Origin of the sequence: Olsenella profusa DSM 13989, assembly GCF_030811115.1 — a bacterium.
GTDB lineage: Bacteria > Actinomycetota > Coriobacteriia > Coriobacteriales > Atopobiaceae > Olsenella_F > Olsenella_F profusa.
Window position 1 is genome coordinate 250,544 of sequence record NZ_JAUSQK010000001.1, and the last position, 23,969, is coordinate 274,512.

17 protein-coding genes are annotated in these 23,969 nt (G+C 63.9%); 4 read left to right on the plus strand and 13 right to left on the minus strand.

The window, feature by feature from the left end; genetic code table 11:
- Window positions 1-316: 316 nt before the first annotated feature.
- From J2S71_RS01130 to J2S71_RS01155, 6 genes are all read right to left on the minus strand, one after another.
- Window positions 317-805, minus strand: a complete 489-nt coding sequence (locus tag J2S71_RS01130; RefSeq protein ID WP_021726887.1) for a NanQ anomerase/TabA/YiaL family protein — start codon at window positions 803-805, stop codon at window positions 317-319.
- A gap of 12 nt (window positions 806-817) precedes the next feature.
- On the minus strand, window positions 818-2,005 hold the full coding sequence (locus tag J2S71_RS01135) for a sialidase family protein (RefSeq protein WP_307388244.1): 1,188 nt from the start codon (window positions 2,003-2,005) through the stop codon (window positions 818-820).
- 86 nt (window positions 2,006-2,091) lie between these two features.
- The gene (locus J2S71_RS01140) at window positions 2,092-3,384 is read right to left on the minus strand and encodes an SLC13 family permease (protein WP_307388246.1); all 1,293 of its coding nucleotides are present in this window, start codon (window positions 3,382-3,384) and stop codon (window positions 2,092-2,094) included.
- Between the two features lie 138 nt (window positions 3,385-3,522).
- Window positions 3,523-4,590, minus strand: coding sequence for a 4-hydroxythreonine-4-phosphate dehydrogenase PdxA (gene pdxA / locus J2S71_RS01145; protein ID WP_307388248.1), 1,068 nt, complete (start codon window positions 4,588-4,590; stop codon window positions 3,523-3,525).
- Complete coding sequence (dapA, locus tag J2S71_RS01150) at window positions 4,590-5,483, minus strand: 4-hydroxy-tetrahydrodipicolinate synthase (RefSeq protein WP_307388249.1); 894 nt, start codon at window positions 5,481-5,483, stop codon at window positions 4,590-4,592. The genes pdxA and dapA overlap by 1 nt, the downstream gene beginning before the upstream one ends.
- The gene (locus tag J2S71_RS01155; RefSeq protein ID WP_307388250.1) at window positions 5,484-7,868 is read right to left on the minus strand and encodes an iron-containing alcohol dehydrogenase; all 2,385 of its coding nucleotides are present in this window, start codon (window positions 7,866-7,868) and stop codon (window positions 5,484-5,486) included. It abuts the gene before it with no gap.
- A gap of 227 nt (window positions 7,869-8,095) precedes the next feature.
- On the opposite strand from J2S71_RS01155, the gene J2S71_RS01160 reads away from it, so the two are divergent.
- The 3 genes from J2S71_RS01160 to pyk all read left to right on the plus strand — a co-directional run bounded on the left by J2S71_RS01160 (window position 8,096) and on the right by pyk (window position 12,786).
- Window positions 8,096-9,922 carry a sigma-54-dependent transcriptional regulator gene (locus J2S71_RS01160; RefSeq protein WP_307388252.1) on the plus strand — a complete coding sequence of 609 codons (1,827 nt, stop codon included), beginning with the start codon at window positions 8,096-8,098 and terminating at the stop codon, window positions 9,920-9,922.
- A 290-nt stretch (window positions 9,923-10,212) separates the two neighbouring features.
- Entirely contained in the window at window positions 10,213-11,220 is a 1,008-nt protein-coding gene (locus tag J2S71_RS01165) for a 2-hydroxyacid dehydrogenase (RefSeq protein ID WP_021726806.1), read from the plus strand.
- A 123-nt stretch (window positions 11,221-11,343) separates the two neighbouring features.
- Entirely contained in the window at window positions 11,344-12,786 is a 1,443-nt protein-coding gene (pyk, locus tag J2S71_RS01170; protein ID WP_307388255.1) for a pyruvate kinase, read from the plus strand.
- Between the two features lie 131 nt (window positions 12,787-12,917).
- Here the strand turns inward: pyk and J2S71_RS01175 are convergent, their stop codons facing one another.
- Window positions 12,918-14,156 (minus strand): MFS transporter, encoded by a 1,239-nt coding sequence (locus tag J2S71_RS01175; protein WP_307388256.1) that lies wholly within the window; start codon window positions 14,154-14,156, stop codon window positions 12,918-12,920.
- 224 nt (window positions 14,157-14,380) lie between these two features.
- Between J2S71_RS01175 and J2S71_RS01180 the strand changes: the two genes are divergently transcribed.
- Window positions 14,381-15,109, plus strand: coding sequence for a helix-turn-helix domain-containing protein (locus tag J2S71_RS01180; RefSeq protein WP_307388257.1), 729 nt, complete (start codon window positions 14,381-14,383; stop codon window positions 15,107-15,109).
- 321 nt (window positions 15,110-15,430) lie between these two features.
- On the opposite strand, the gene J2S71_RS01185 is transcribed toward J2S71_RS01180, so the two are convergent.
- From J2S71_RS01185 to J2S71_RS01210, 6 genes are all read right to left on the minus strand, one after another.
- On the minus strand, window positions 15,431-16,801 hold the full coding sequence (locus tag J2S71_RS01185; RefSeq protein ID WP_307388259.1) for an alpha-amylase family glycosyl hydrolase: 1,371 nt from the start codon (window positions 16,799-16,801) through the stop codon (window positions 15,431-15,433).
- 296 nt (window positions 16,802-17,097) lie between these two features.
- Window positions 17,098-17,817: a hypothetical protein gene (locus J2S71_RS01190; protein WP_307388260.1), complete on the minus strand. Its 720-nt coding sequence runs from the start codon at window positions 17,815-17,817 to the stop codon at window positions 17,098-17,100.
- Window positions 17,818-17,871: 54 nt separating this feature from the next.
- Complete coding sequence (pheT, locus tag J2S71_RS01195) at window positions 17,872-20,343, minus strand: phenylalanine--tRNA ligase subunit beta (protein ID WP_307388262.1); 2,472 nt, start codon at window positions 20,341-20,343, stop codon at window positions 17,872-17,874.
- A 47-nt stretch (window positions 20,344-20,390) separates the two neighbouring features.
- Window positions 20,391-21,458 (minus strand): phenylalanine--tRNA ligase subunit alpha, encoded by a 1,068-nt coding sequence (gene pheS, locus J2S71_RS01200; RefSeq protein ID WP_307388264.1) that lies wholly within the window; start codon window positions 21,456-21,458, stop codon window positions 20,391-20,393.
- Window positions 21,459-21,808: 350 nt separating this feature from the next.
- Window positions 21,809-22,747 (minus strand): zinc ribbon domain-containing protein, encoded by a 939-nt coding sequence (locus J2S71_RS01205; RefSeq protein ID WP_021726848.1) that lies wholly within the window; start codon window positions 22,745-22,747, stop codon window positions 21,809-21,811.
- A gap of 116 nt (window positions 22,748-22,863) precedes the next feature.
- Complete coding sequence (locus J2S71_RS01210; RefSeq protein WP_307388266.1) at window positions 22,864-23,949, minus strand: MupG family TIM beta-alpha barrel fold protein; 1,086 nt, start codon at window positions 23,947-23,949, stop codon at window positions 22,864-22,866.
- Window positions 23,950-23,969 lie beyond the last annotated feature (20 nt).

A 23,969-nucleotide genomic window follows, 5' to 3' on the forward strand; every position in this document is an offset into this window, starting at 1 on the left:
ATCATAATTCCCCAGGAGGGGCAAGGGCTCACCAAGGCTGCCGTGCCAGGCACCTTGTCCGCTACATAGTATCGCAAGGGCTCTGTGGGCCGAAGCTTTGTGGGTACAAGCTCCTCCGCGCCTGCATCACCGACTCGCACGCATTTCTCCGTCCACCTCTTGCGAGTCGTATGCACCTTTTTGGTCGTTTCTGGACAAGGGAGAGATCACACAATCCGTGTACCTGCACAAACACAAAACGGTGGCGCACAAAAAATGCGAACGACTCAAAGCGGCCGTCACCAAGATTGCATACGACTCGATTGCCTCCTCGGGGCTATCCCTCGTCCCAGAACTCGTCCGTGAGGATCTTGAAGCAGACCTTCCTGATGGCGACAGGCTCCGTCGTGGCACAGATGACGTTGGGCATATGCGGCTCGTGAGCCACGAAGATGGCAAAGTGGCGCTTCTCGAGCGTGCCCTCGATCTCATCGCCGTTGTCGGGAGCAGCCTTCACATACTGTTTGTCGGATGTCTCGTCGTACTCCCCGAGCGGCTCGGTGGGGCCGGACGTCACGAAAAAACGCTCGGCACCCTCGATGTCCACCTGCAAGTCCATATATCGACGGTGCACCTCGTAGCGCGCAGTGCCATACGTACGCGTCTTGGCATCCTGCACGAGAGCGAACACCTTGTCCCCCAGGATCTCGTGCGGGCCCGTCTCGAGCTTCCGGCACTCGTGCTCGCCCAGCCAGTCGATGAGAACGTCCAGGCCCTTGTATAGGCCCCGGTACCGTTCGATGACGCCCATGCCATCGTAGATCATGTCAATCCCCTCTCACGATGTGTGGCTGTTGGCTTCCTCGTGTGCCCCCACGTCACCCGACGTGGGGTTGTATGTGCTCTCACCGCGCCTCTCGCCCATGACGTCAGCCTCGGAGAGCGTCACCCACTTCACACCCCTACGGGTCTCATAGGCATAGGCGAGGTGAATCATCCCGTCGGCGGCCTGGATGACGCAGGGGTACTCGTACTGCAGGTTGTTGGCCTTGTTCTCGTCGCCCACGTAGCCCTGGCCGCGCTCGATGTGACGGATGAGCGGGAAGGTCCTGCCGCCATCCTCGGAAAGCGCAATGGAGACGGGACAGCGCAGTCCCGGCCAGGCGCCCTTCTGGCCATAGGCCTGGGGTGCACTGGAGTGATTGTGCGCCACGGCGATACGACCGCTCGTGAGTTTGATGGCGCAGATGCCCGAGTTGTTGTTGGGGAGCACCGTGGGCTCGGGAACGATCCAGGTGTCGCCGTAGTCGAAGGACTCGCTGCGATAGATCCAGTCGGCCTGCCGCGAGCGCATGAAGGCGACGAGGTGGCCCGCATCGAGCTCTACGACCGTGGGGTGCACACGCCCCGCGGAGCTGGGCACCATCACCTGACGCCAGCTGGCACCCTCGTCATCCGAGATCTGGAAGGCAGAGGGGTCGCCGGCCAGCGCCGCAGCGGAGTCCGTGCACAGCCAGTTGCCGTAGATCCAACGGCCGTTGGAGAGAACCTGGATGGCCTGGCGGTTGAAGGTGCCCGGCTCGGCGAAGACGACCTCGGGCTCCGACCACGTCCGACCATCGTCGGTCGAGATCTGCCGCTTCACCTGAGCCGTGTACTGCATGTTGTCCTTACCCGGCTGACGGCCCAGCTGGGAGGTGTACATGCACCAGATCTCGCCGTTCGGCGCCAGGAACAGCGAGGGGTTCTGGTCCGAGCGATCGTCGTCATGGCTGACGTAGGTGGGCTCGCTCCAGCGATCGGAGCCCTTCTCCAGACGGGAGATCACGATGTTGATGTCGATGTCGCCCTCGTAGGTGCCGGCGAACCAGCAGCACAGGATGGTGCCTGTAGGCGTCTCCAGAAGCCCAGGGCCATGAGCCGTGGTCCAGGGGCCGGGGCTGACGAACGCCTCGGTCAGCCTCATCTCGGAGTCGTAGTACACCTGGCCATCGGGAGTCAGCCTTTCGAGCGTCTTGATTGCCATAGTGCCTCCTTCTGAAAGGACGGGGAGGGCTGGGCAGGTACGGCCCTCCTGGGCGGACGGTCGGGAGTCACGCTCCCCCTCCCCGCCTACGCAGGGAAGACGAGCAGGGCCCCGGCCGTCAGGAAGACCAAGCGCACAAAGTACTGCGGAATCGTGAACTTCCAGAACTCAGGCATGGTGTACTTGCCCATGCCATAGGCCATGGCGGGCAGGCCATCGATGGGCATGTAATGGCCACACCAGGCCGAGAGCGTGACGGCAACGGCAGCGGCCATGGGATTGATGCCCAGGCCCTGACAAACCGAGATGGCCAGGGGGGCAAAGATCATGACCATACCCACCTGCGAGCCCGTAAAGCAGGCGAACGTGGAACAGATGAGGGCAAAGACGAACACGATCACAAAGGCAGGCACGCCCGTGCCCAGAGCATCGGCCACGACATTGCCGACGAGGGTGGAGAGACCCGTGTCCGCAAGGCAGTTTGCCACGGGGATGACGCCCGCGGTCATGAGAATGATGGGTGAGAACAGGTTGTCACGGAACTCCCCGAAGTCGACGACCTTGGCGATGACCATCGCGAAGGCACAGATACCTGGAATGATGTAGGAGAGGACTCCGATGACGTTGACGAGCATCATGGAGACGATGGCGACGATGAACGCGAGGGTGGTGATGGTCTCCTGGGCCCTGCTCAACGTAGAGCCGCCCTCCTCAAGGGCCTCCCTGTTCTCGATCGTGGGCTCGGCCACGGGGTGAGAGGGCAGGAACCTATAGCCAATGATGGCCCAGAGCAAAAAGCCTATGGACAGGATGAAGGACACGATACCAAACTGCACCATGGACAGGCTGTTGGCGCTCAGGCCAGAGGCGCCCAGGACGGCAATGGCCACGCCGTACTGGAGGGCGACGTTGATGGGCACGAGCGGGTGATTGGATGCGATGCCCAACGGAAGCATGAGCTTCGAGCCCGGGAGCTTCTCGTTGTAGGGCATGGTCACGACGAGCGAGAAGATGAGCACATAGAACGCCGTCGAACCCATGCCGACCACCGAGGCACCGAGCATGACCACGATCAGCAGCAGCACATAGCTCTTGAACCCGCCCCTATTGACCAGTGCGGTCATGGCGTCCTTGACTTTGTTGATGATGGAGGTCTTCTGTATTGCCGCAAGGATCACCATGAAGAACGCCAACATCCATACCGTCGAGTTCGTGAAGCCGGCAAAGGAGTAGGCAATCGGGTCCTCACCCCCCAGGCCAAACACGACAATCAGGAGGCAAGCCGCGATGGGCGATAGGCCGAACGGAAGCACGTCGAACATGATCATGAGGATCATGGCGACGAGAACGACCAGCGCGAGGATCATTGCCGTAGTCATTCTGCTACTCCTTTCTCTTTACCTGCCGCCATCTTCGTGACAGCAGATCCCTACGCGGGACGCTCCCCGCGCTCTTCTCGAACCGAATTGGTTGTGGCAATAGTCGCGCGATGCCAGATGGCGCCGTGCGACCCGTGGCTATCTGCCTGTCTGCACTGCCCTCCCAGCGGCCATACGCAGTGCGTAGTCGATGGCGTTCATGAGCGAGAGCTCGCTCGCGGTCCCCGTGCTGACTAGGTCGAAGCCCGTGCCGTGGTCCACGGAGGTGCGGATGATGGGCAGGCCCAGGGTGACATTCACGCCCTCGACGGCCCGCCACCTCCCCTTGTCGCGGTCGTACACGAAGCCCAGGAGCTTGGTGGGGATGTGTCCCTGGTCGTGGTACATGCACACCGTGATGTCAAACCAGCCGCCGTTCATCTCGGAGAAGACGGTGTCGGGCGGGATGGGCCCGACGGCCTCGATACCCTTGGCCTTGGCCGCCTCGATGGCCGGGATGATCTCCTCGATCTCCTCGGTGCCGAAGAGGCCATGCTCCCCCGCATGGGGATTGAGGCCGGCGACGGCCACCTTGGGACCCTCGATGCCCAGGTCGCGGCAGGCGGCATCCGCCAGCTCGATGACCTCGAGCACGCGATCCCTCCTCACGCGGTCGCAGGCCTCGCGCAGACTCACGTGCGTGGACACGTGGATGACGCGGAAGTCATGGTGGGCGAGCATCATGGCGTAGCGCTTGGTGTGCGTGTAGGTGGCATAGATCTCGGTGTGGCCGTCAAAGCGCATGCCCTCGGGCGCAAGCGCCAGGTTCATGGCCTCCTTGTTGAGGGCGTTGGTCACCGTGGCGTCGATCTCGCCGTCCATGGCCAGCTCGATGACCTTCCTTACGCTCTGGAAGGCGGCCATGCCACCCTCGGCAGAGACCTCGCCCAGCTTGAAGCTAGCGACGTCCTTCACCAGGTCCAGGTGGTACACGTCGATGATGCCAGCCTCGAACTTCGCGTCGGCAACGCTCTCGACGGGCCTCACCTTGATCTCGGGATGCCCGACGAAGCCCTTGGCCTGCTCGATCATCTTTGCGTCGCCCACCACCAGGGGTCGGCAGCGCTCATAGAGCGCGGCATCCGCCAGCGCCTTCACGGTGAGCTCGGGACCGTTGCCCGCGGGGTCACCCATGGTGATGCCAACGATTGGTCTTGTGCCAGCCATTACTCGATGCCCCTCTGCTTGTCCTCGGCGAGTGCCGTGCGCAGGGCGGCAAGCCCCTCCTCGGAGAGCTGGTTGAACGGGGCGCGGCACCTGCCCACGGGGAAGCCCAGCTCTCTCACGGCAAACTTCACGACGGTGTTGGGGTTGCCGTACTTGAACACGCTGCGCAGGTTGGCCACGTTGTCCTGGCACTGCTGGGCGGCGTCGAGGTCGCCCTTCACGAAGTTCTCGTAGATGCCCACCATGTTCTTGGGATACACGTTGGCACAGCCGGCGATGGAGCCCTTCGCGCCCTCCTTGAGGGCCCTGAGGATGAGGGCGTCGTTACCGGAGAGCACGGCGAAGTCCTTGTTGCGGGTGAGGTCGATGTAGGCCTTGAGGTTGTCCCAGTCACCCGAGGAGTCCTTGGCGCCCACGATGTTGTCCACCTCGGAGAGCTTGGCCACGGTGGCGGGCTCGAGGGCGTTGCCGGTGCGCATGGGGATGTTGTAGAGCACGATCGGCAGGTCCACGGCAGCGGCCACGGCCTCGTAGTGGGCCTGAAGCTCGGCCTGGCTGGCCTTGGCGAAGCTCGGGGTGATGATGGAGAGCACGTCGGCGCCCAGGTCGGCAGCCATCTTGGACTGCTCGATGGTCTCCTTGGTGGAGACGCAGCCGGTGCCGGCGTACACGGGCACGCGGCCGGCGACCTGGTTGATCACCGTCGCGAGGACGAGCATCTTGTCCTCCTTGTCGAGGATGTAGCCCTCGCCGTTGGTGCCAAAGCAGAAGATGGCGTGGATGCCGGCCTCGATCTGGCGATCCACCTGGCAGCGCAGCTCCGCCGTGTTGACGGTCTCGTCCTCCCTGAACGGCGTGACGATGGGAACGATGATGCCCTTGATGCCTGCCATCTACCTCAGCAACCTCTCGTAGATCGCGCGTGCGTCCTCAGCGGTGACCTCACGCATGTTGTTCACGAGCAGCCGCTGCTGCTGCATGCCTGCCTCCACGAGGCCCTCGAGGTCCTCGGGCTTGACGCCAAACTCCTTGAGATCGGTGGGGATGTCCAGGTCGCGCACGATGTCACCGATCCGGTCGAGGAGGGCGCGGGACTTCTCCCCCTCTGTGGAGAGGACCTTGTCACCGTGGTGGGCGCGATCCCAGGCCTGCGCGAACTTGGTGCGGCAGGCGGGCTCGTTGAACTCCAGGACGGGCAGGAACATCATGGCGATGGAGACGCCGTGGGCCATGTGGTACTTGCCGCCCAGCGGATAGGCCAGGCCGTGCACGGCCGTGGTGCCCGAGGCCGTGATGGCGATGCCGCCGTAGAAGGCGCCAATCTGCATCCGGTTCTTCTCGACAATGGCGTCCTCGTCGTCGCAGGCCCTCATGATGTTGTTCATGATGATGTCAAGGCCCTCGAGCGCGAAGGTGTCGCTCATGGGGTTGGCCTTCTTGGACGTGAGGCACTCGATGCAGTGCGCCAGGGCGTCCACGCCTGTGGTGGCGGCGATCTTGCGCGGGAGGTTGCGGATCATCTCGGCGTCGAGGATCACGTAGTCGGGAACCATGTTGTCGTTGACGATGCCGATCTTGGTCTCCTGCTCCGGCACGGCCACGATGGCATTGGGGGTGCACTCGGCGCCGGTGCCGGCCGTGGTGGGGATGGCGAGCAGGGGTGCGCACTTCCTGGCGCGACCGGGATCGGAGAGTAGGTCCTTCACGCCGTACGCGTCGGTGTCGAGCACGCTGGCGAGCTTGGCGGCGTCCATCACGGAGCCGCCGCCACAGGCGATGATGAAGTCCGCCCCAGTGCTGCGGAACTGGTCGACCGTGGCCTGGGCCGCCTCGTAGGTGGGCTCGGGCATGAGGTCGTCGAAGACCTCGCATACCAGACCGGCGGCCTCAACCTGCTTGGCCACCAGGTCAAAGAGGCCGAGTGACCGGATGGACCCGTCCGTGAAGGCAGCGACTTTGGTAGCTCCTGCCCCCTTGAGAATGGCGGGAATCCTCCCGAGGGAATTGGCACCGCTATAGACCGCATGTGGCAGCTTGAGGCTGTACGCATCCACTGGCATGGCTGAGACCTCCTGTTTCTCGACCAGGTACTGCTGGACTTGCATGAGTAGATCGTCCGCGCCAAAGGCACCGGACTTGGTGATGAGGTAGCGCTCGCGACCGGCGTCCTCGAAGCGCGCGAGCACGACGCCGGGCAGAATCTCCTCCATGGGCTCGAGCGTCCTGATGCCCATGGCGGTCATGAGGCTTGCAAGCGTGTCGCCACCGATAACCATCAGCGTGCGGCCGCCATCCTCCAGCACCTCGCGAGCAATGCGTCCCATGGCCTGGTTGATGGCTTGTGAGGGATGGATGCGGCGTTCGAAGAGCGCCGCCTCGCAGAAGTCAAGCGTGTCGAGAAGGGCGAGGGGCGCGCCTTGGGCCACCCGGACGAAGTCTCGTGCGAGCTGGATGGCATCGCGCTCGCACCAGGAACCCGAGAGCACGGGGGCGAGCGGCAGATGCATACGGGGCGCACCATGGGCCTCAATGAAATCCAGCTGGGAACGGGTGACCGCGTTGACCGAGCCGGAGAGCACCGACAGCTTGGGACTCAGCCTCGTGCATACAGGCACATATGCGGGCGTGCTCGACTGGCGTGGATAGGTCTCCAGGAAGCCGGCACAGCCCGCCACAAGCACCAGGTCGTCAGCCTCGGCAAGCCTGCGCCCGATGCGTGCGAGGCCCTCGTCGCTGTCGCAGTCGAACACGTCCACCCCAGGCTTGAGCGCGCTGCCATCGCACGGGCTCACGGCGACATCGCTCTCCAGGTGGATGAGCTCGTCGATGCGGCTTGTGGCGACCGGGTCGATGGGATCTGTGGCAAAGACGCTCTGCGCAAGGGGCCTGCCGTCCACATACTGGACCAGGCCCTTGGTCACGCGGCCCATCTTGGGGTAGGCGGGGACGAAGTCGATGTGGTCGCGCCCCGAGGCCGCAAGGGCCGCGGCGATCTCGGCACCCACGTTGCCGCGCAGGCCCGAGTCCACCTTCTTGTAGATGCGAGTCACACCATGGGCGCACGCCGTCGAGACGAGCTCGAAGACGGTACGGTACGCCTCGTCCGAGGAGGCGTGACGAGTCTCGGCATCGATGACAAGCACGTCGTAATCGTCAAGCAGGGCCACATCCATGGTCGGGTCCGCAGACACCGCCACACGGTCACCCTTGCGAGCGAGCTGCACACCAGAATCCAAGGCCCCCGTAAGGTCATCGGCTATGACGAGCAGACCAATCACGTGCTGCACCTCCATCCACGGAAAAGTATGGGCCACCGTCACCGATGCCCCAAGGCTTCCTAATCCAGGAAACGTTCCTATTTGAAACGTTACAGGACAGCCATGATGAATTTCTCGTAGTATGTTTCTAAATAGAACATACTCTAGGGGCATCCGATCTGGGGTATGGGAGGTGTGGACATATGATGCCATCACGCGCAGCGTCAGACGGAATCTTGGAGAGGAACATGGTCTGCACGGACGCACGGGGGGTGCGCATACTCGCCATCGCGCCCTACCAGGGACTTGCGATCGCCCTCAGGCGCGTCGCCGACGAGTATGCGAATGTGGGCCTCACCTGCATCGTGGGCAACCTCTCGGCCGGCGTCACCGCAGCCCAAGAGCAGGTCTCCGCAGGCAATGCCTACGATGTCATCATCTCTCGCGGCGGCACGGCCGACCTCCTGCGCGAGAGCTTCAGCCTTCCCGTCATCGACATCCCGGTCAGCGCCTACGACGTGCTACAGGCCATCAAGCTCTCCGAAGGGCTCAAGGGACGGCGCGCCGTCGTGGGCTTTACGGCCATCACCCAGACGGCCGACACGCTCAACGAGATCATGCAGCTTGGCCTCGACATCTTCACGCTCGTGGACACCGACGACGTCAGTACGGTCATGGGATTCCTCGTGGAGAACGACTACCAGATCATCCTCTGTGACGTCATCTCGGCCTCGGCGGCACGGGATGCGGGACTCAATCCCGTGCTCATCACCTCGGGCGGCGCATCGATACGGCAGGTGTTTGACGAGGCCCTCAGACAGACTAGGTACCTGCGCCACTACAGCAGTGAGAACGCGCTGCTGCGTACCGTCATCAACCGCCAGCCACAACGCTGCGCGATCTTTCGCAAGGACGGGTCGCTCATGCTGGGCACCTACCAGACGGACGATGGGGTCATGGCATACCTGCGAGGCATCGTCAACGAGGTCATGGCGGGGGACGTGCGGGTCGTGCGCAAGTCGTTGGGTGGCACACTCTGGACGATTCGCGGCGAGAGGGTCTCCACCAGCGCCATCCCCCACAATGACTTCTGCGCCTTCTACTTCACGGGCACACGCGCCACCCCCAAGCGGCGGCGCGCAGGCATGAGCTCCTTCTCAAGGACCGAGGCGACCAAGGCCTATGACAGGAGCCTCTATGCCCTCACGAGTGACATCGGACGCATCTCGGCGACGATCGACAACTCGAACCAGACGGGGCAGCCCCTCCTCATCACGGGCGAGTACGGAACGGGCAGGACGGCTGTCGCCCTCTACGCCTACATCCATGGCCTCCATGCCGACATGCCCCTCACGGAGGTCGACTGCGGCATGATGACCGACTCCTCGCGCGACTTCCTCGTCAACAGCTCGCGCTCGCCCCTCTACACGCGACATGAGGTCATCCACATCAAGAACTTCAACAGCTCCGACGAGGGGTTCCTGGACAGCCTCTTCTCCACCATCGCGCAGACGGGCGTGTGCGAGCGCAACCGCGTCATCTTCTCATGCGACCCACACGGCGAGCACGTGCACAGGCGCATCGCCTATCTCAAGGACAAGTTCCAGTGCGTCGAAGTCCAGCTCATCGCCCTGCGCGAACAGCCAGAACGTGTGGCTCCGCTCACCAGCCTCTACCTCAGCCAGCTGAGAAGCGAGCTGCCCAACGAGGTCCTGCGCATAGATGGTGCCGCCATGCGACTGCTCGGTGAGTACGCCTGGCCGGGCAACCTCGTGCAGATGGAGCGCATCATACGACAGCTCTACCTCTCGGCGGTCGATCATGTGATTCGCACCGTGGATGTGCGCAGCGCGCTCGCCCTCGAACGAACCACCTATCCCCAGGGCCCAACGGGACAGGACGTCACGCAGGCGTCCTCCGCCCATGCACCCACGGACATGTCCGGTCTCACGTTGGCCCAGGTTGACCGCCTTGCCGTGGAGGACGCCGTGCGCCGCAACGGCGGCAACCAGAGTGCCGCCGCGCGCGAGCTGGGCATCAGCCGCACGACACTCTGGCGCATCCGTAGGCGGTAGCAGGGGGTGAAAGTCGTACGCACGTTTCCGCCGGCCCCGTGCGAGTCGCATGCACCCTCTGGGCCGCCGCAAGACGGGACAGCCGCTCAACCCATGTGCCTGCGCGAACGCGCGGTGACTCCACATAGGGTCGCGAACGGCCGGGGGCAGGCGCGCCGGCGATTGCACGCGACCCGGTTCCATAGCGGAACAGAGCCCAGTTCCCCTCACAATTTCTGCGCAACCAGCGCCATCGCGTTAGAATGAGGGTAGGCGTTGCGTATTGGCAGTCCACGTATGGAGGGACGATCATGAAGATTCTTGTGTTTGGCACCAAGAGCTATGACAAGGCCTCGTTCGAGAAGGAGCTGAAGGACTATCCCGACCTCCAGGTAGACTTCACGGAAATCAACCTCACCCCGCTCACGGCCCCCCTCGCCCAGGGATACAAGGCCGTCTGCGGCTTTGTGAATGCCGACGTCTCCGCCATGACGCTCGAACTGCTGCGCGGCCTGGGCGTCGAGCTCGTCCTCATGCGCTGCGCCGGCTTCGATGCCGTCAACGTCGACTTCGCCAAGTCCATCGGCATGCGGGTCACCCGTGTCCCGGCCTACTCGCCCGAGGCCATCGCCGAGCACGCCATGGCCCTCGCCCTCTGTGCCAACCGCCACATCCACAAGGGCTACATCCGCGTCCGTGAGAACGACTTCTCGCTCGAGGGCCTTGTGGGCACCACCCTGCACGGCAAGACGGCCGGCATCATCGGCACGGGCCGCATCGGTGCCGCACTCTGCCGCATCTGCAAGGGCTTCGGCATGACGGTCCTGGGTTCCGACCTCTACCCCAACCAGAAGCTCATCGACGAGGAGCACGTCATTGACGAGTACGTCGACTACGACGAGCTCTATAGCCGCGCCGACCTCATCAGCCTGCACGCCTTCCTCAACGAGGACAGCTACCACCTGATCAACGACGAGTCCATCGCAAAGATGAAGGACGGCGTGATCTTCGTCAACACCAGCCGCGGTGCGCTCGTCGACACCGAGGCCCTCATCCGTGGCATCCGTGCGGGCAAGATCGGCGCGGCGGGCCTCGACGTCTACGAGGAGGAGAACGCCAACGTCTACCAGAACCGCGAGGACCAGATCCTTGGCCATTCCGTCACCGCGCGCCTCTGCTCCTTCCCCAACGTGGTCATGACCTCCCATCAGGCCTTCTTCACACACGAGGCACTGGGCCAGATTGCCCGCGTCACGCTCGACAACGCCGAGGCGTATGCAAACGGTAAGGATTTCGTCGATCGCAGCGTCGTGTGCTAGGCAAAGCCCTATCCTCGATAAGGCTTCCGCCAGCAAGCACACCACGGGTGGAATACACGAGAGCATCCGGCTGGCCGGCCCCTTGGGCCGGCCAGCCTTAGAACGGAGAAGGGAACGACCGGTATGACCAACAAGAGAACCAAGATCATCTGCACAATGGGTCCTGCCACGGAGAGCGATGACGTCCTGCGCCAGCTCATCGCGAGTGGCATGAACGTGGCGCGCTTCAACTTCAGCCACGGCAGCCACGACTACCACCGCAACAACATCGACCGCGTGCGGCGCATCTCTGCCGAGCTGGGCATGCCCGTGGCCATCATGCTGGACACCAAGGGTCCCGAGGTTCGCACCGGCGAGCTGAAGGATCACCAGAAGGTCATGCTAAAGACCGGCGGCACGACCGTCGTCACCACCGATGACGGCGTCATCGGCACCGCCGAGCGCTTCTCGCTGGACTACAAGGAGCTTCCCAACGAGGTCGAGAAGGGTTCCATCATCCTGATCGACGACGGCCTCATCGGCCTGGAGGTCGATCACGTCGAGGGCACCGACATGCACTGCGTCATCACCAACGGTGGCGAGCTGGGAGAGAAGAAGGGCGTCAACGTCCCCAACGTGGAGGTGGGCCTGCCCTCCGTCACCGAGCAGGACAGGGCCGACATCATGTTCGGCTGCGAGCTGGGCATTGACGCCATTGCCGCGTCCTTCATCCGCAACGGTGCCGCCGTGGACGAGATTCGCGAGCTGTGCGCCGAGAACGGCCTGCGTAACCTCTACATCCTCCCCAAGATCGAGAGCGCCATGGGCGTCAGGAACTTCGACGAGATCCTCGAGCACTCCGATGGCATCATGGTGGCCCGCGGCGATCTGGGCGTGGAGATCAACCCCGCCGAGGTGCCCCACGTGCAGAAGACGATCATCAAGAAGTGCAACAAGGCCTACAAGCCCGTCATCACCGCAACGCAGATGCTCGATTCCATGATCCACAACCCGCGCCCCACGCGCGCCGAGGTCGCAGACGTTGCCAATGCCATCTATGACGGCACCGACTGCATCATGCTCTCCGGCGAGACCGCTGCCGGCCAGTACCCCGTCGAGGCCGTCAGGATGATGGCCTCCATCGCCGAGGAGACCGAGAAGTACCTGCCGGAGACCGGCGAGTACCATGACCGTGGCGGCCTGAAGAACGTGAACTCCGCCATCGGCGCCGCTGCCGTCGAGGTTGCCGATCGCGTGAATGCCAAGTGCATCATCTGCCCGACGCACTCTGGCCGCACGGCTCGCCTGATCTCCAACTTCCGCCCCAAGCTGCCCATTTATGCGATGTCGCCCTCCAACCACGCCATCCGCAAGACCTGCTTCCAGTGGGGCGTGCAGGCCATCAAGACCACCGAGCAGGGATCGCTCTCGGCCACCTGCTACAACGCCCTGACTGTGGCCAAGGAGAGGGGTGTCGTCAAGACGGGTGACCTCGTGGTCATCACTGCCGGCGACCCTCAGACCTCGCCCTCCCAGGGTGACTACATCACGTCCACCAACATGGCGATGGTGTCGCAGATCCAGTAGGGTTCGCCCACGGAGCGTACGGTGGGCCTCCGCCACAGACGGGGGCCCTTTTTGTGACCTGGGGGTGCGGCTGCAGTGTCGTACCCGTCGCTGGAACGAGGTCTTGCATGCTGAGGCAGAACGTGAGGGACTCACTCGATGCACTCCACATGATTTCGCAGCGAGAACCATGCACCAACCGTCACAAGCACCGCTCCGAGGGAGATGAAGACGGCGGACGGCGCACCTATCCATGCAACAAACCCGCAATAGAGAGACGAGAGCGGAGCAGCACCAAAGGAGGCAAGGCTCATCACTGAAATTGCCGTTGCGGTATCGGAACCCCGTGCCTGCGTGATGAAACGTGTGACAAGCAAGGTCGAGCCCACGCCGCTGCCCAAACCCGCAGCTACAGAGAGCAGTGACGCAAGCGTGTGAGAACTTGTCGCCCCTGCAGCAGCAAACCCAAGCCCAGCGACGACGATCCCCCGTCCGATATGCGGTTCGGCCCTCTGGGGAACCACAAGGGCCATAAGGCATGCCGCAACGGCCGCACCTGCCCCATAACACGCGAGCACCTGTCCCAATTGGAAACCATCCCAAGCGCGAGCCGTGGCCAGCATGGCATATCCCGTATTCGTGAGCCCAGAGGCAGCAAACTCCGCCAGCACGATCAACACGAGACACGGACGAAGCACACTGTTGGCAAGTATGCGCTTGACGCTCCCGAGCATCCGCGTCCCTAACGTATGGAGCGGGCGCCCATCCGTCAGGGAGGTACGGCAGCATTGCTCCCGTACCATGAGCAGGCAGGCAAGGGACACGAGCGACACAACGGCGAGCATTGAGAAGAGCATGCGTGGAGAGAGGAAGCCGAGCAGTGCGCCGCCAAGAAGTGGTCCTGCCACCACTCCCAGCCGCTGTATCCCGGAAAACAGCGGCTGGATTCTCTCGATCGTATCCTCAGACGAAACCGTGGTGACCATGCTTTGCGAACTTGGCAGATAAAAGGCCTCAATACAACCGAAGAGCAGAGCCGCCGCCAACAAGGCCCCCATCATGGGCACGGGCCTATCGCCACAAGCCACGGCCAGAGCGCCGAGCACGACCATGCGCAGGAAGCTCGCCCTCACGGCAACTCGACGAAACCCCCTCCCATCGGCAAAGGCCCCTGCAGGTAGAAGTAGGATGGCGCGCGGCAGGGCACCAATCGAAACGACAAGGCCAGCAACGAGGTCGGATTCGGCTAGTGCCAAGGCATACCAGGCCAACGCAAGATAGAAGACCTGATCCCCCATGACGCTGACGGCATAGCCAAGGAGAAAGAGCGTGACGTTCCTCCCGCTCCCACCAGAATGCAGCGAGGGCGCAGTCCCCTCCACAGGAGTCACAGCCGCACTCCTTCTCTTATGGCAAGCGATTCCATATCAATGAGATACGATCGGCTCATCACGGAACAATCTCCCGTGAGCAAGTACTGCACTATCTGGCCAACCACACTCCTGGGAACTGAGTTGAGCGTACGGTAGTCGTCCTCGCGTTTGAACGCATCGTCATAGGGCGCGAAACTGTCATACACCTCCACGAGATCCGCCTTCCTCGAGTCCGCGCCTGTATGCTGATGACCATTTTATCAACATATATTGTACAATTATTATTGCTAAATTTCAAAGGGAAATTTGGGCGAGCCGGCATGACTCACCGCTATGGCAGAATTGCTCAGGAGCCATCACTGAGGATAGAGGGCAGCATGGGAAAATCAGAAACAATCAAGCGTACAGTCACTGATATCACTACGCTTAGGGTCATGTCGAACCCAGAGCGCATGCGAATCCTCGGCCTTCTACGAAACCGGGGTGCTCACACAGTGGGACAGATCAGCTCCGAGATTGGCCTCGCACCAGGGAGCGTGAGCTATCATTTAAAGAGGCTTGCCGCTGTGGGGCTTGCCGAGCAGATGACTAACCCTGACATGGATCGCCGTCAAAGTTGGTGGCAGGCATCTGACGCAGCAATTGAGCCGGCAGTCAGCCCAGATGAAGGGGCCAGCAAAGAAGTCCGACTGGAGTTGGGGCGTGCCTCGGTACGCACCTATTTCGAAGCATATGAGCGCTACCTGCAAGGCTACAGGGACTTGCCGCGCGCATGGCGCGAGCATGAGATACGTCTCGATACCGTGCTTTCTCTCACACCAGAGGAGATGGGACAGTTCGAATCTGACCTGGAGGCGCTTTTAGACGCGTGGACAAAGAGAGTGGCGGCTACGACAGGGCACGCCTCCTCGAACCACGATCATCGCAGCCAGGTGCTCATCGCACTCCTTGGATTCCCCTGGCAGCCTTAACACCGTGGTAGCCACTGGAATGGCATCCTCGCGGCAGGAAGAGGGCTCCGGAGCAGGTTCGCCCCGGAGCCCTGTGGGTGCCAATCGATCCGTGTGGGTGCCAAATGATTCGTGTGGGTGCCCTTCTCCCGGGAGGGGCCGACAAAACCCCAGTTCGCAAGAGGCCGAGACGGGAGATTGGCACCCACATGCAGCAAATCGCACCCACACGGTGAGAATGACACCCACAGCGGTGGAGAATCGCACCCACATGCAGCAAATCGCACCCACATGGGGATGCCCCATGCATCACACGCACACGAGGAGCTTGCGCCCTCGCCTTTAGCGCTCGCAGAGCCAGAGATGCGTGGTGAAGGGCTCCACCTCGGAGCCACCACCGAAGTCGTGCCACTCCCCCGTCGCCAGATCGGTCGCCCGACCGCACTGCGCATCGAAGTGGAAGGTCACGGGCTCGCTACCGGCGTTCACGGCCACGATGACGCGCTCGTGCTCGCTTGTGCGCTGGAAGAGCAGCGTGGTGGACGACACCTGGATCTCGGTGTAGTCGCCCCAGCAGAGCGCCTCAAAGCCAGGGGCGTCCTTCTTGCGCGCCGCCGCATACGCGGCGATGGCTTCCGTGAGCTCGTTCCACTCGGGCGCATCCAGCGCGGGACGCAGCTCGTGGTCGCCAAACCTCTGCTCGCCCTCGATGCCCCACTCGCTGCCATAGTACAGGCAGGGCACACCGGGGATGCCAAAGAGCAGGCCATACAGGCATGGGAGCTGGCGTGTGTCATCCAGCTTGGTGGCAATGCGCGGCACATCGTGGTTGTCCACGAAGTTGAGCAGGTGTCTGCCCGTATAGAGGTCCCAGGGGTCGCTCCCGCTCTGGCGATTGAGGGCGTAGGCCACCTCATGCATGTTGGACGAGTTCATGGATGACCAGAGGCCCTTGTACACCTCGTAGTTGGTGACGGAGTCCGCGAGGGTGTCCCCCATCCACTGGTTGTAGTCGCCGAACATGGTCTCGCCCACCAGCACGAACTTGCCGTCGTACGCTCCCAGGCGCTCCGTGCGCCTTGCCGTGAGCTCGTCGGCGATGCGGCGCAGATACTCCAAGAAGCCACGGTCGAGGCAATAGGCCACGTCCAGGCGCAGGCCATCGATGTCGAACTCCTCCTCCCAGCCACGAATGACATCGGCCAGGTAGTCATTGAGCTCGAGGTTGCCATGGTTGAGCTTGACGAGGTAGGGCACGCCCGCCCACGTCTCGTAGGAGAGGCCGTCGTCCCACTCGGTGTTACCGTCCCAGTCGATGTTGAACCAACCGGCATAGGGGCTGCTCTCACGGTTCTTAAGCACGTCCTGAAAGGCCCAGAACCCACGCCCCACGTGATTGAACACGCCGTCGAGCAGCACCTTGATGCCGGCCTCATGACAGGCGTCCACCACCCTGCGCAGGTCCGCATTGGTGCCCAGGCGGCGGTCGACGGTCTTGTAGTCGCGCGTGTCGTAGCCATGCGCGTCGCTTTCGAACACGGGGTTGAGCATGAGGCAGGTGGCGCCCAGCTTGGTCATGTGCTCGATCCAACCATGATCCACGAGCTGCAGGATGCGCGGTTCCGGATCGGACGTGCCATCGTTCTCATACGGGGCACCTGTCAGCCCCAGCGGATACACCTGATAGACCACGGATCCCTCATACCAGTTCATAGAACCTCCCGTCTGGCGCATGCGCCAGGTCGCAGTGTCACTTCATTGTAGGTGCTCGTCCACCGATTCCCAGGCCTATACTGGCTTTCGGGCAAAAGGGGGGAATATGAGCACATCGGCATCGGACGTCTCGTCCTCGGCGCGCGAGGGGCATCTCGCATACGTCACGGAGACGTACCCCTAGCTCTTGGACTGTGACCGTGTGGGCAGTGCGCCGCGTCCCATGGGCAAGAGCCGCGCCATGCCCTCAAGGGCTACGTCGGGGGCACGACGTGCTTCCGTGAGGTTGCCCGGTGTTATCGCAGGTAGAACTTGGGCGGCGCAGCGAGCTCCGGTGCCGACGCGCCTTCGCGCGCGTAGGCCAGAAGGCCCCGCTCCAGACGTTCCTGCACGTCGTGGGACATGTGCTCGAAGAGTCCCGCCGTCAGCATACGGTAGTGCGGCGTCTCGCTGAGATAGTGCTCCTGATTCGCGCGCACGATGGCATCGGACACGTCCACGGCACGACGCACATCCCCCTCCGCAATGCGGTACTGGGGAAATGCCACGGCCTGCGCGATGAGCGCGTCATCCACCCTGCAGAGCATCGAGATGTCCAACGTACGTCCAAAGAGCGCGAAGTCATCCTGCTTGAGGACGCGCGTCGCGTTCCCCGAGGGAATGTGACGCTTCATGCGAAACGCATTCACCCAGTGGTTGTAGCCATTGTCCGCCACAAGGTGACACCAGGCGCCCAGCGTCACGTCGCTCACGTGTCCGGCGTCATCCGCGCTGGGTAGGCCATAGCGCCCCCAGAACTCCCAGAAGCGGGCCTCGGGCACAAAGGCGGGGTCGGCGAAGTGCGTTTCGCGATACTCGATCGTACGGGTGATGGGCCGTACCATGTAGCCCACGTAGACGTCTGGCACGAAGTTGCCGAAGAGAAAGGCGTTCACATCGTGAATGCCCAGCTCATCGGCCGTATGCTCGCGGAGGAGCCGCTCGACGTGCGCGGTATGTACGTTCCAGCTTGGCATAGCGGCATGGTACCCGCATGACAGCGGGAAGGCTGCCTCACGGGTGCCTCCGAGTTACCTTCTCACCTCACCACCCGTGGACTTGGTCACCTTGGTCACGAGCTTGTTGTGCGCCCTCTCGACCTCCTCGGAGGTGAGGGTGTGGTCGGCCGCGCGATACGTGAGCGAGAAGGCCATGGACTTCTTGCCCGCTCCCACGCGCACGGGATCGCGGTACACGTCAAAGAGGCGCACGTCTGCCAGCAGCTTGCCACCAGCGCTCCTGACGCGCTGCGCCACCTGCTCGAAGGGCATATCCTCATCCACCACGAGCGCAAGGTCGATGGAGACGCCAGGCAGCGTGGGCACCTCCTTGTAGGGAAGCTCGCGCCTGGCCAGGCGCAGCAGGGCTGCCGTGGAGAGCTCGAAGGCCACCACCGGCACGTCGATGCCGACGTTCCGGAGGCTCGCAGGATGCATGGTACCCACCCATCCCAACAGCTCGCCCCTGCCAAGCACCTCGGCGGCACGACCGGGCTGCAGCCAGCCGTACCGCTCGGGGTCGGCCACACGGAAGCGCACCTTGGTGATGCGCAACGCCTCGAGCAGACCTTCCACGATGCCCTTGGCATCAAAGAAGTCCAGGTCGTGATAGGTACGGTTCCACTGGTTGTCGTCCCAGGAGCCCGAGAGCACACCGGCCACAAAGCTGGGCTCGCTCGGCTGGCTCTTGCCCTCGCGGCCATGGAACACCCGGCCGATCTCATAGAGGTGCACGTTCTGCACGCCATGATCGATGTTGTAGGCAACGGAGCGCAGAAGCCCCGGCAGGAGGTCGCGGCGCATCTCGGACTGGTCTGCCACCAGGGGGTTCATGATCCTGACGGGAATGCCGCGACCGGTCTCTCCCATGCCCAGGCGCTTGAGGTCGCCGGCGTCGGCAAAGGCGTAGGTGCTCGTCTCGGAGAGGCCGCTGGCGCGTAGCACGGCGCCGATCCTGCGAAGGCACCGCTGCTCCACGGTGAGGCCACCGGCGTGGTTGCGCGCGGCGGGCAGCGTGGGCTCCACGTCGCCCTCACCCCAGAGACGCAGGACCTCCTCGACGAGATCGACCTCGCGCGTGAGGTCGGGCCGGTTGGTGGGGGCGACCACCGTGAGTGCGGAATGCTCGTCGGCGCTCCCCGTGACCACGCACCCCAGGCGACGCAGGCGCTCCACCATGAAGCTGGTCTCGATGGGGGCACCGCACAGGGCGCGCACGCGGTCGGGGCGCAGCGTGAGCGTCACGGGCGAGACGGGCGCGGGGTGGACGTCCACGATACCCTCGCATACCTGGGCCGAGCAGCACTGCTCGAAGAGGGCGGCCGCCACGGTGGCTACGGTGGCGCACCCCGCGGTGTCCACCTGACGCTCGTAGCGGATGGAGGCCTCGCTCATGAGGTCGAGGCTGCGGCTGGCGCGGCTGATGTGCCCCGCCTCGAAGCTCGCGGACTCCAGGAGCACGTCGCAGGTGCCCTCGTCGATCTCGGAGTCGAGGCCCCCCATCACACCAGCCAGCGCCACGGGCACCCTGTCGTCATCGGTGATGACGACCATGTCGCCCGTGAGCGTGCGCCGCTCGCCATCGAGGGTGGTGACCTCCTCGCCATCGGCGGCGGCACGCACCACGATGTGGCGCTTGCCAGCGCGCTCGGAGAGCTTGCCCAGGTCGAACGCGTGCAGGGGCTGTCCGGTAAGGTACATCACGTAGTTGGTGACGTCCACCACGTTGTTGATGGGGCGGCTGCCCGCGGCGATGACGCGCTTGGCCAGCCACTCGGGGCTGGGGCCGATCTTGACGTTGCGCACCACGCGCGCGGTATAGCGCGGGCAGAGCGACGCATCGTCGATGCGCACGTCCACGAGGTCGGCGGAACGACCGAAGGCGGCGCTCTCGCTCTGCACCTTTGGCAGCTCGATGTGGGTGTCCTCGTCGAGCATGGCGGAGACCTCGGTCGCCATGCCCACCATGGAGAGGCAGTCGGGGCGGTTGGGCGTGATCTCGCAGTCGATGACGGTGTCACTCAGCCGGCGCCACCGCACGAAGTCCACGCCCACCGGCGCATCGGGCGGCAGGATCATGATGCCCTCGTGGTCACCCCCCAGGCCCAGCTCACGCTCCGAGCAGTTCATGCCACAGGAGTCGATGCCGCGCAGCCTGCCCCTCCTGATCTTGACGCCCCCCGGAAGCGTGGCTCCCACCAGCGCCGTGGCGGTCTTGTCGCCCTGGTTGAAGTTCTGGGCGCCGCAGACCACCTGCAGCGGCACGGGGTTGCCGTCCTCGTCCACGTTGTGGGTTCCCACGTCCATCTTGCAGACGAACATGTGGTCCGAGTTGGGGTGCGGGACCTTCTCAAGCACCTGCGCCGTCACGACCTTGGTGATGTCGGCGCCCACCCTCTCGACGGCCTCGACCTCGGTGCCGGTGCGGACGAACTCGCGCACCAGGTCCTGGGGGTCATCGGGGATGTCCACCATGCCCTTGAGCCACTCGTAGGAGACGCGCATGTCGTTGCCTTTCTGTTCGTGCGGAAACGGTCGTGTGGGGATGTCGCCTAGAACTGACGCAGGAAGCGCATGTCGCCGGTCATGAGCATGCGCAGGTCGGGCAGGTCGTAGCGCAGGGCTGCCACACGCTCCACACCGATGCCGAAGGCGAAGCCGGAGTAGCGCTCGGGGTCGATGCCAACGTAGTCGAAGACGTTGGGATCGACCATGCCGCAGCCCAGGATCTCAAGCCAGCCGGTGCCCTTGCAGAAGCGGCAGCCCGCGCCGTGGCACACGCCACACGAGACGTCCACCTCGCAGCTCGGCTCCGTGAACGGGAAGAAGTGCGGGCGGTAGCGGGTGGCGCGGTCGGCACCGAAGATCTCGCACGTGAGTTGGTCGAGCGTGCCCTTGAGGTCGCCAAAGGTGATGCCCTCGTCCACCACGAGCCCCTCCACCTGCGTGAACTGCGGCAGGTGGTTGGCGTCGGCCGTGTCGGGACGAAAGACCGTGCCCGGACAGATCATGTAGATGGGCGGCCCCTGGCGCTCCATGACACGCACCTGCACGCCGGAGGTCTGGGTGCGCAGCAGCATGTCGGAGACGGACAGCCCCAGGTCGCCCTTGCCCTCGGGCGCGTTGTCGACCACGTAGAAGGTGTCGGACGCGGCGCGGCTGGGGTGGTCGGCGGGTGCGTTCAGCGCGGTGAAGTTGTGGTAGACGTCCTCGATGTAGGGGCCGTCCTCCACGGTGTAGCCAAGCCCCACGAAGATGTCCTCGATCTCCTCGCGGATCTGGGAGATGAGATGCTGGGTCCCCGCGTGGAGACGGCGGCCCGGCAGCGTGACGTCCACGGCCTCGGCCGAGATGCGCTCCTCCAGCGCGGCCCGCTCGAGTGCCTCCCTGCGCGCGGCGAGTGCGGACTCCACGGAACCACGCACGCTGTTGGCGAGCTGACCCATGGCCGGACGATCCTCCTGGGGAACCGCTCCCATGGAGCGCATGATGGCCGTGAGCGAGCCCTTCTTGCCCAGAAAGGCCACACGCACCCGCTCGAGCTCGTCGAGCGTGCCCGCCTGCGCGATACCCTGCTCCGCCTGTGTCTGAATGGCCCTGAGGTCATCGGACATTGCCATGAGAGAACCCCTTCCAAAAAGAAAGCCGCCCCTGAGCCTGTGCCCAAGGACGGAGACGATCCGCGGTACCACCTTGCTTGACGCGCGCGTTTTCACCCGCACACGTCCCCTCTTGTGTCCCGTGCCGTGGGACGGACGGCTTCCCTACTGGCGCCGCGGCGCGTTCAGGTTGCGGCTGGTGGAGTGAACGTCTTCCGTCCGCCTGCGTGGGAGCCTCTCAGCCCATGGACTCCCGCTCTGTCCGCTGGCGACGCGACGGCAAGAACCTCTCCGTCAATGCCTTGGAGCATGGTAGCACAGGGCAGGAGCAGCACCCGAAGGTCACAGCGAATCCGTAACGTGCACCGGAACTAGTGACCAGTCGCCCTGATGGGGTCGCCCGTCACCTTGAAGGTGGGCTGTACCTGCTCGATCAGGCCGTCTCCCTCGCTGGTGCCCGTGGGATAGTCGAACGTGAGGGAGCAGATCTTGTCCGCCGTGACGTACTCCATGGTATAGAAGGTCGTCCCGTCTCCCCGGTCGCGCGAGACCACACACCAGCCATCGCCCTTTGTGGCGTAGGCAGAGGGGTCGCCATTCGCACCTGAACTCGACGTGAGCGACGCATAGGCATCGTCCAAGCTGATGCCGTTGGCGTTTGCGTGCGCCGAAATGCTCACGTCGATGCTGCCCTTGGTGAGATGCAGGCTGTCCTGCGAGACGCTGGGGGTGTAGCCCGCAGGCATCTGCAGCGAGATGCCATACTCGTCGCAGGTCACGCTCCTGTCCGCATTGACCTTGAACGTGGCGGTCTCGCTGCCGGAGCCCGTGGTGTAGGTGTCCTTCTGCGTGTCGACGGAAGGCGAGGCGTTGGTGGCGGGCGAATCGGCCACCTGCTGCGTCTGCTGGGCGACAGGCGCGTCGCCGGCAGGCGCAGGTGCAGTACCCTGCGAGGACACCTGCGCTGCCACCAGGGCAAACACGATGATGCCGATGATGAGCACGGCCACGACGATGGCCACCGCCACGGGCAGCCTGTCCTGCGGGCGGCGCAGGGCAGGGGTTGGCGTGGGGATGGTGGCAGCTGCCTTGGCGGAGCGGAACTTCCCTGCATGGGGCGTGACGGCGACAGGCTGGACGCCTTGGGGCACGGGGCGTGCCGACCTGGCGGCAGCAGGACGGGCGGCGGGCTTGGCCACATCCATACGCACGGTCCTGTCGGCTGAGCCCTCGGCAAGAACGGGAGCACCACACTCCGTGCAGAACCTGCTGCCATCCTCGATCCTCGCGCCACAGTTGGTACAGAACATGATGGCTCCTCGTCACAGTGATGGTGCCTCAATGGTATCAGTGACGAGCGGCTCCCATAGCTCCTGCCCAATGGATGTGGCTTTCTGAAAGCGACATGCGAGCCATGGGTCCGTGCTCAGTCACGCCAACCGGAGGCAGGTCCCCAGGGTCTCTCCAGCACAAAGCCACGACCGCACGTGACGAAGGGCAGGAGAGGCCGGTCCTCGGCGCACACCCAACCAGCCAGCGTGTCACGCCCGTCCAGCTCAAGCGGTTGGCGGGCAATCCCCACCTCGCCGGCATAGCGGCCATAGGCCTCGTTGCCCACCACCACGGCACCGGCCTCGCACGAGAACGTGCGCGCCCTGCTGCCCGCCGCGGAAACGGGCATGTCCCAGCCCCGCGACTCCGGCGAGCGGATGAGGAACTCCGACGAGTCGGGACGGTCGTGCTGCGGACGGCCATAGAGGTACGAGAACGCCTCGTCCAGCATGGCATGGAGGGTCACGTAGCCTCGATTGAGCTCGCCCATGCGTCGCCAGACGATGTCGGACACGTCGGAATCGCCCACGAGCACCACATCGCAGCGGGCATCGAACAGCTCGAGCATGTCGCGCACGAGCCCGATGCCCGTGTCGCCACGGTGCCCCTCCACGGTGGGCAGACCCTCATGCAGAGGGCCACGCAGGCCAGCGTCCCCCGGCACAAAGCCCATGACCTCGACGCCCAGGGCCTTGAGGCGGTCGTTGACGGAGGCCACGCGCCGCAGGGAGAGACCACTCCATCGTTTGGGGTAGTAGTTATGGCAGGCCGCGACCCGCGCAAGGTCCACGCCTGCGGCACGCCAGGCGGCGATGTCATCGTCCGAGATGGTCGATGCGTTAAACACCACATGGAAGCGACGCGACAGCTCAGCCACGCGCGGGGCGCCAAAGCCAAAGTCGAGGCGCAGGTAGGTGAGTCCCAGCTGCGCCACGTCATCGATGCTGGAGCACCCCAACAGGCCAAGGGTACGAGGCGACACATCTGCCACCAGCTCGATGCCTGCCTCGCGGCAGAGCCTCACCAGACGCGCCGCCTCTCTCTGGTAATCGGGGATCCGCTCCTCGGGGATGTGCAGCGATGTGAACGCCCGCCGCACGCCCGCACGCCGGGCCTTTTCCACCAGACGCGCGTTGTGCTCGTAGCCATTCGACAGATAGAGCGAGACGCCCGTATGCATGCCAACCCCCCTCGCCGGCG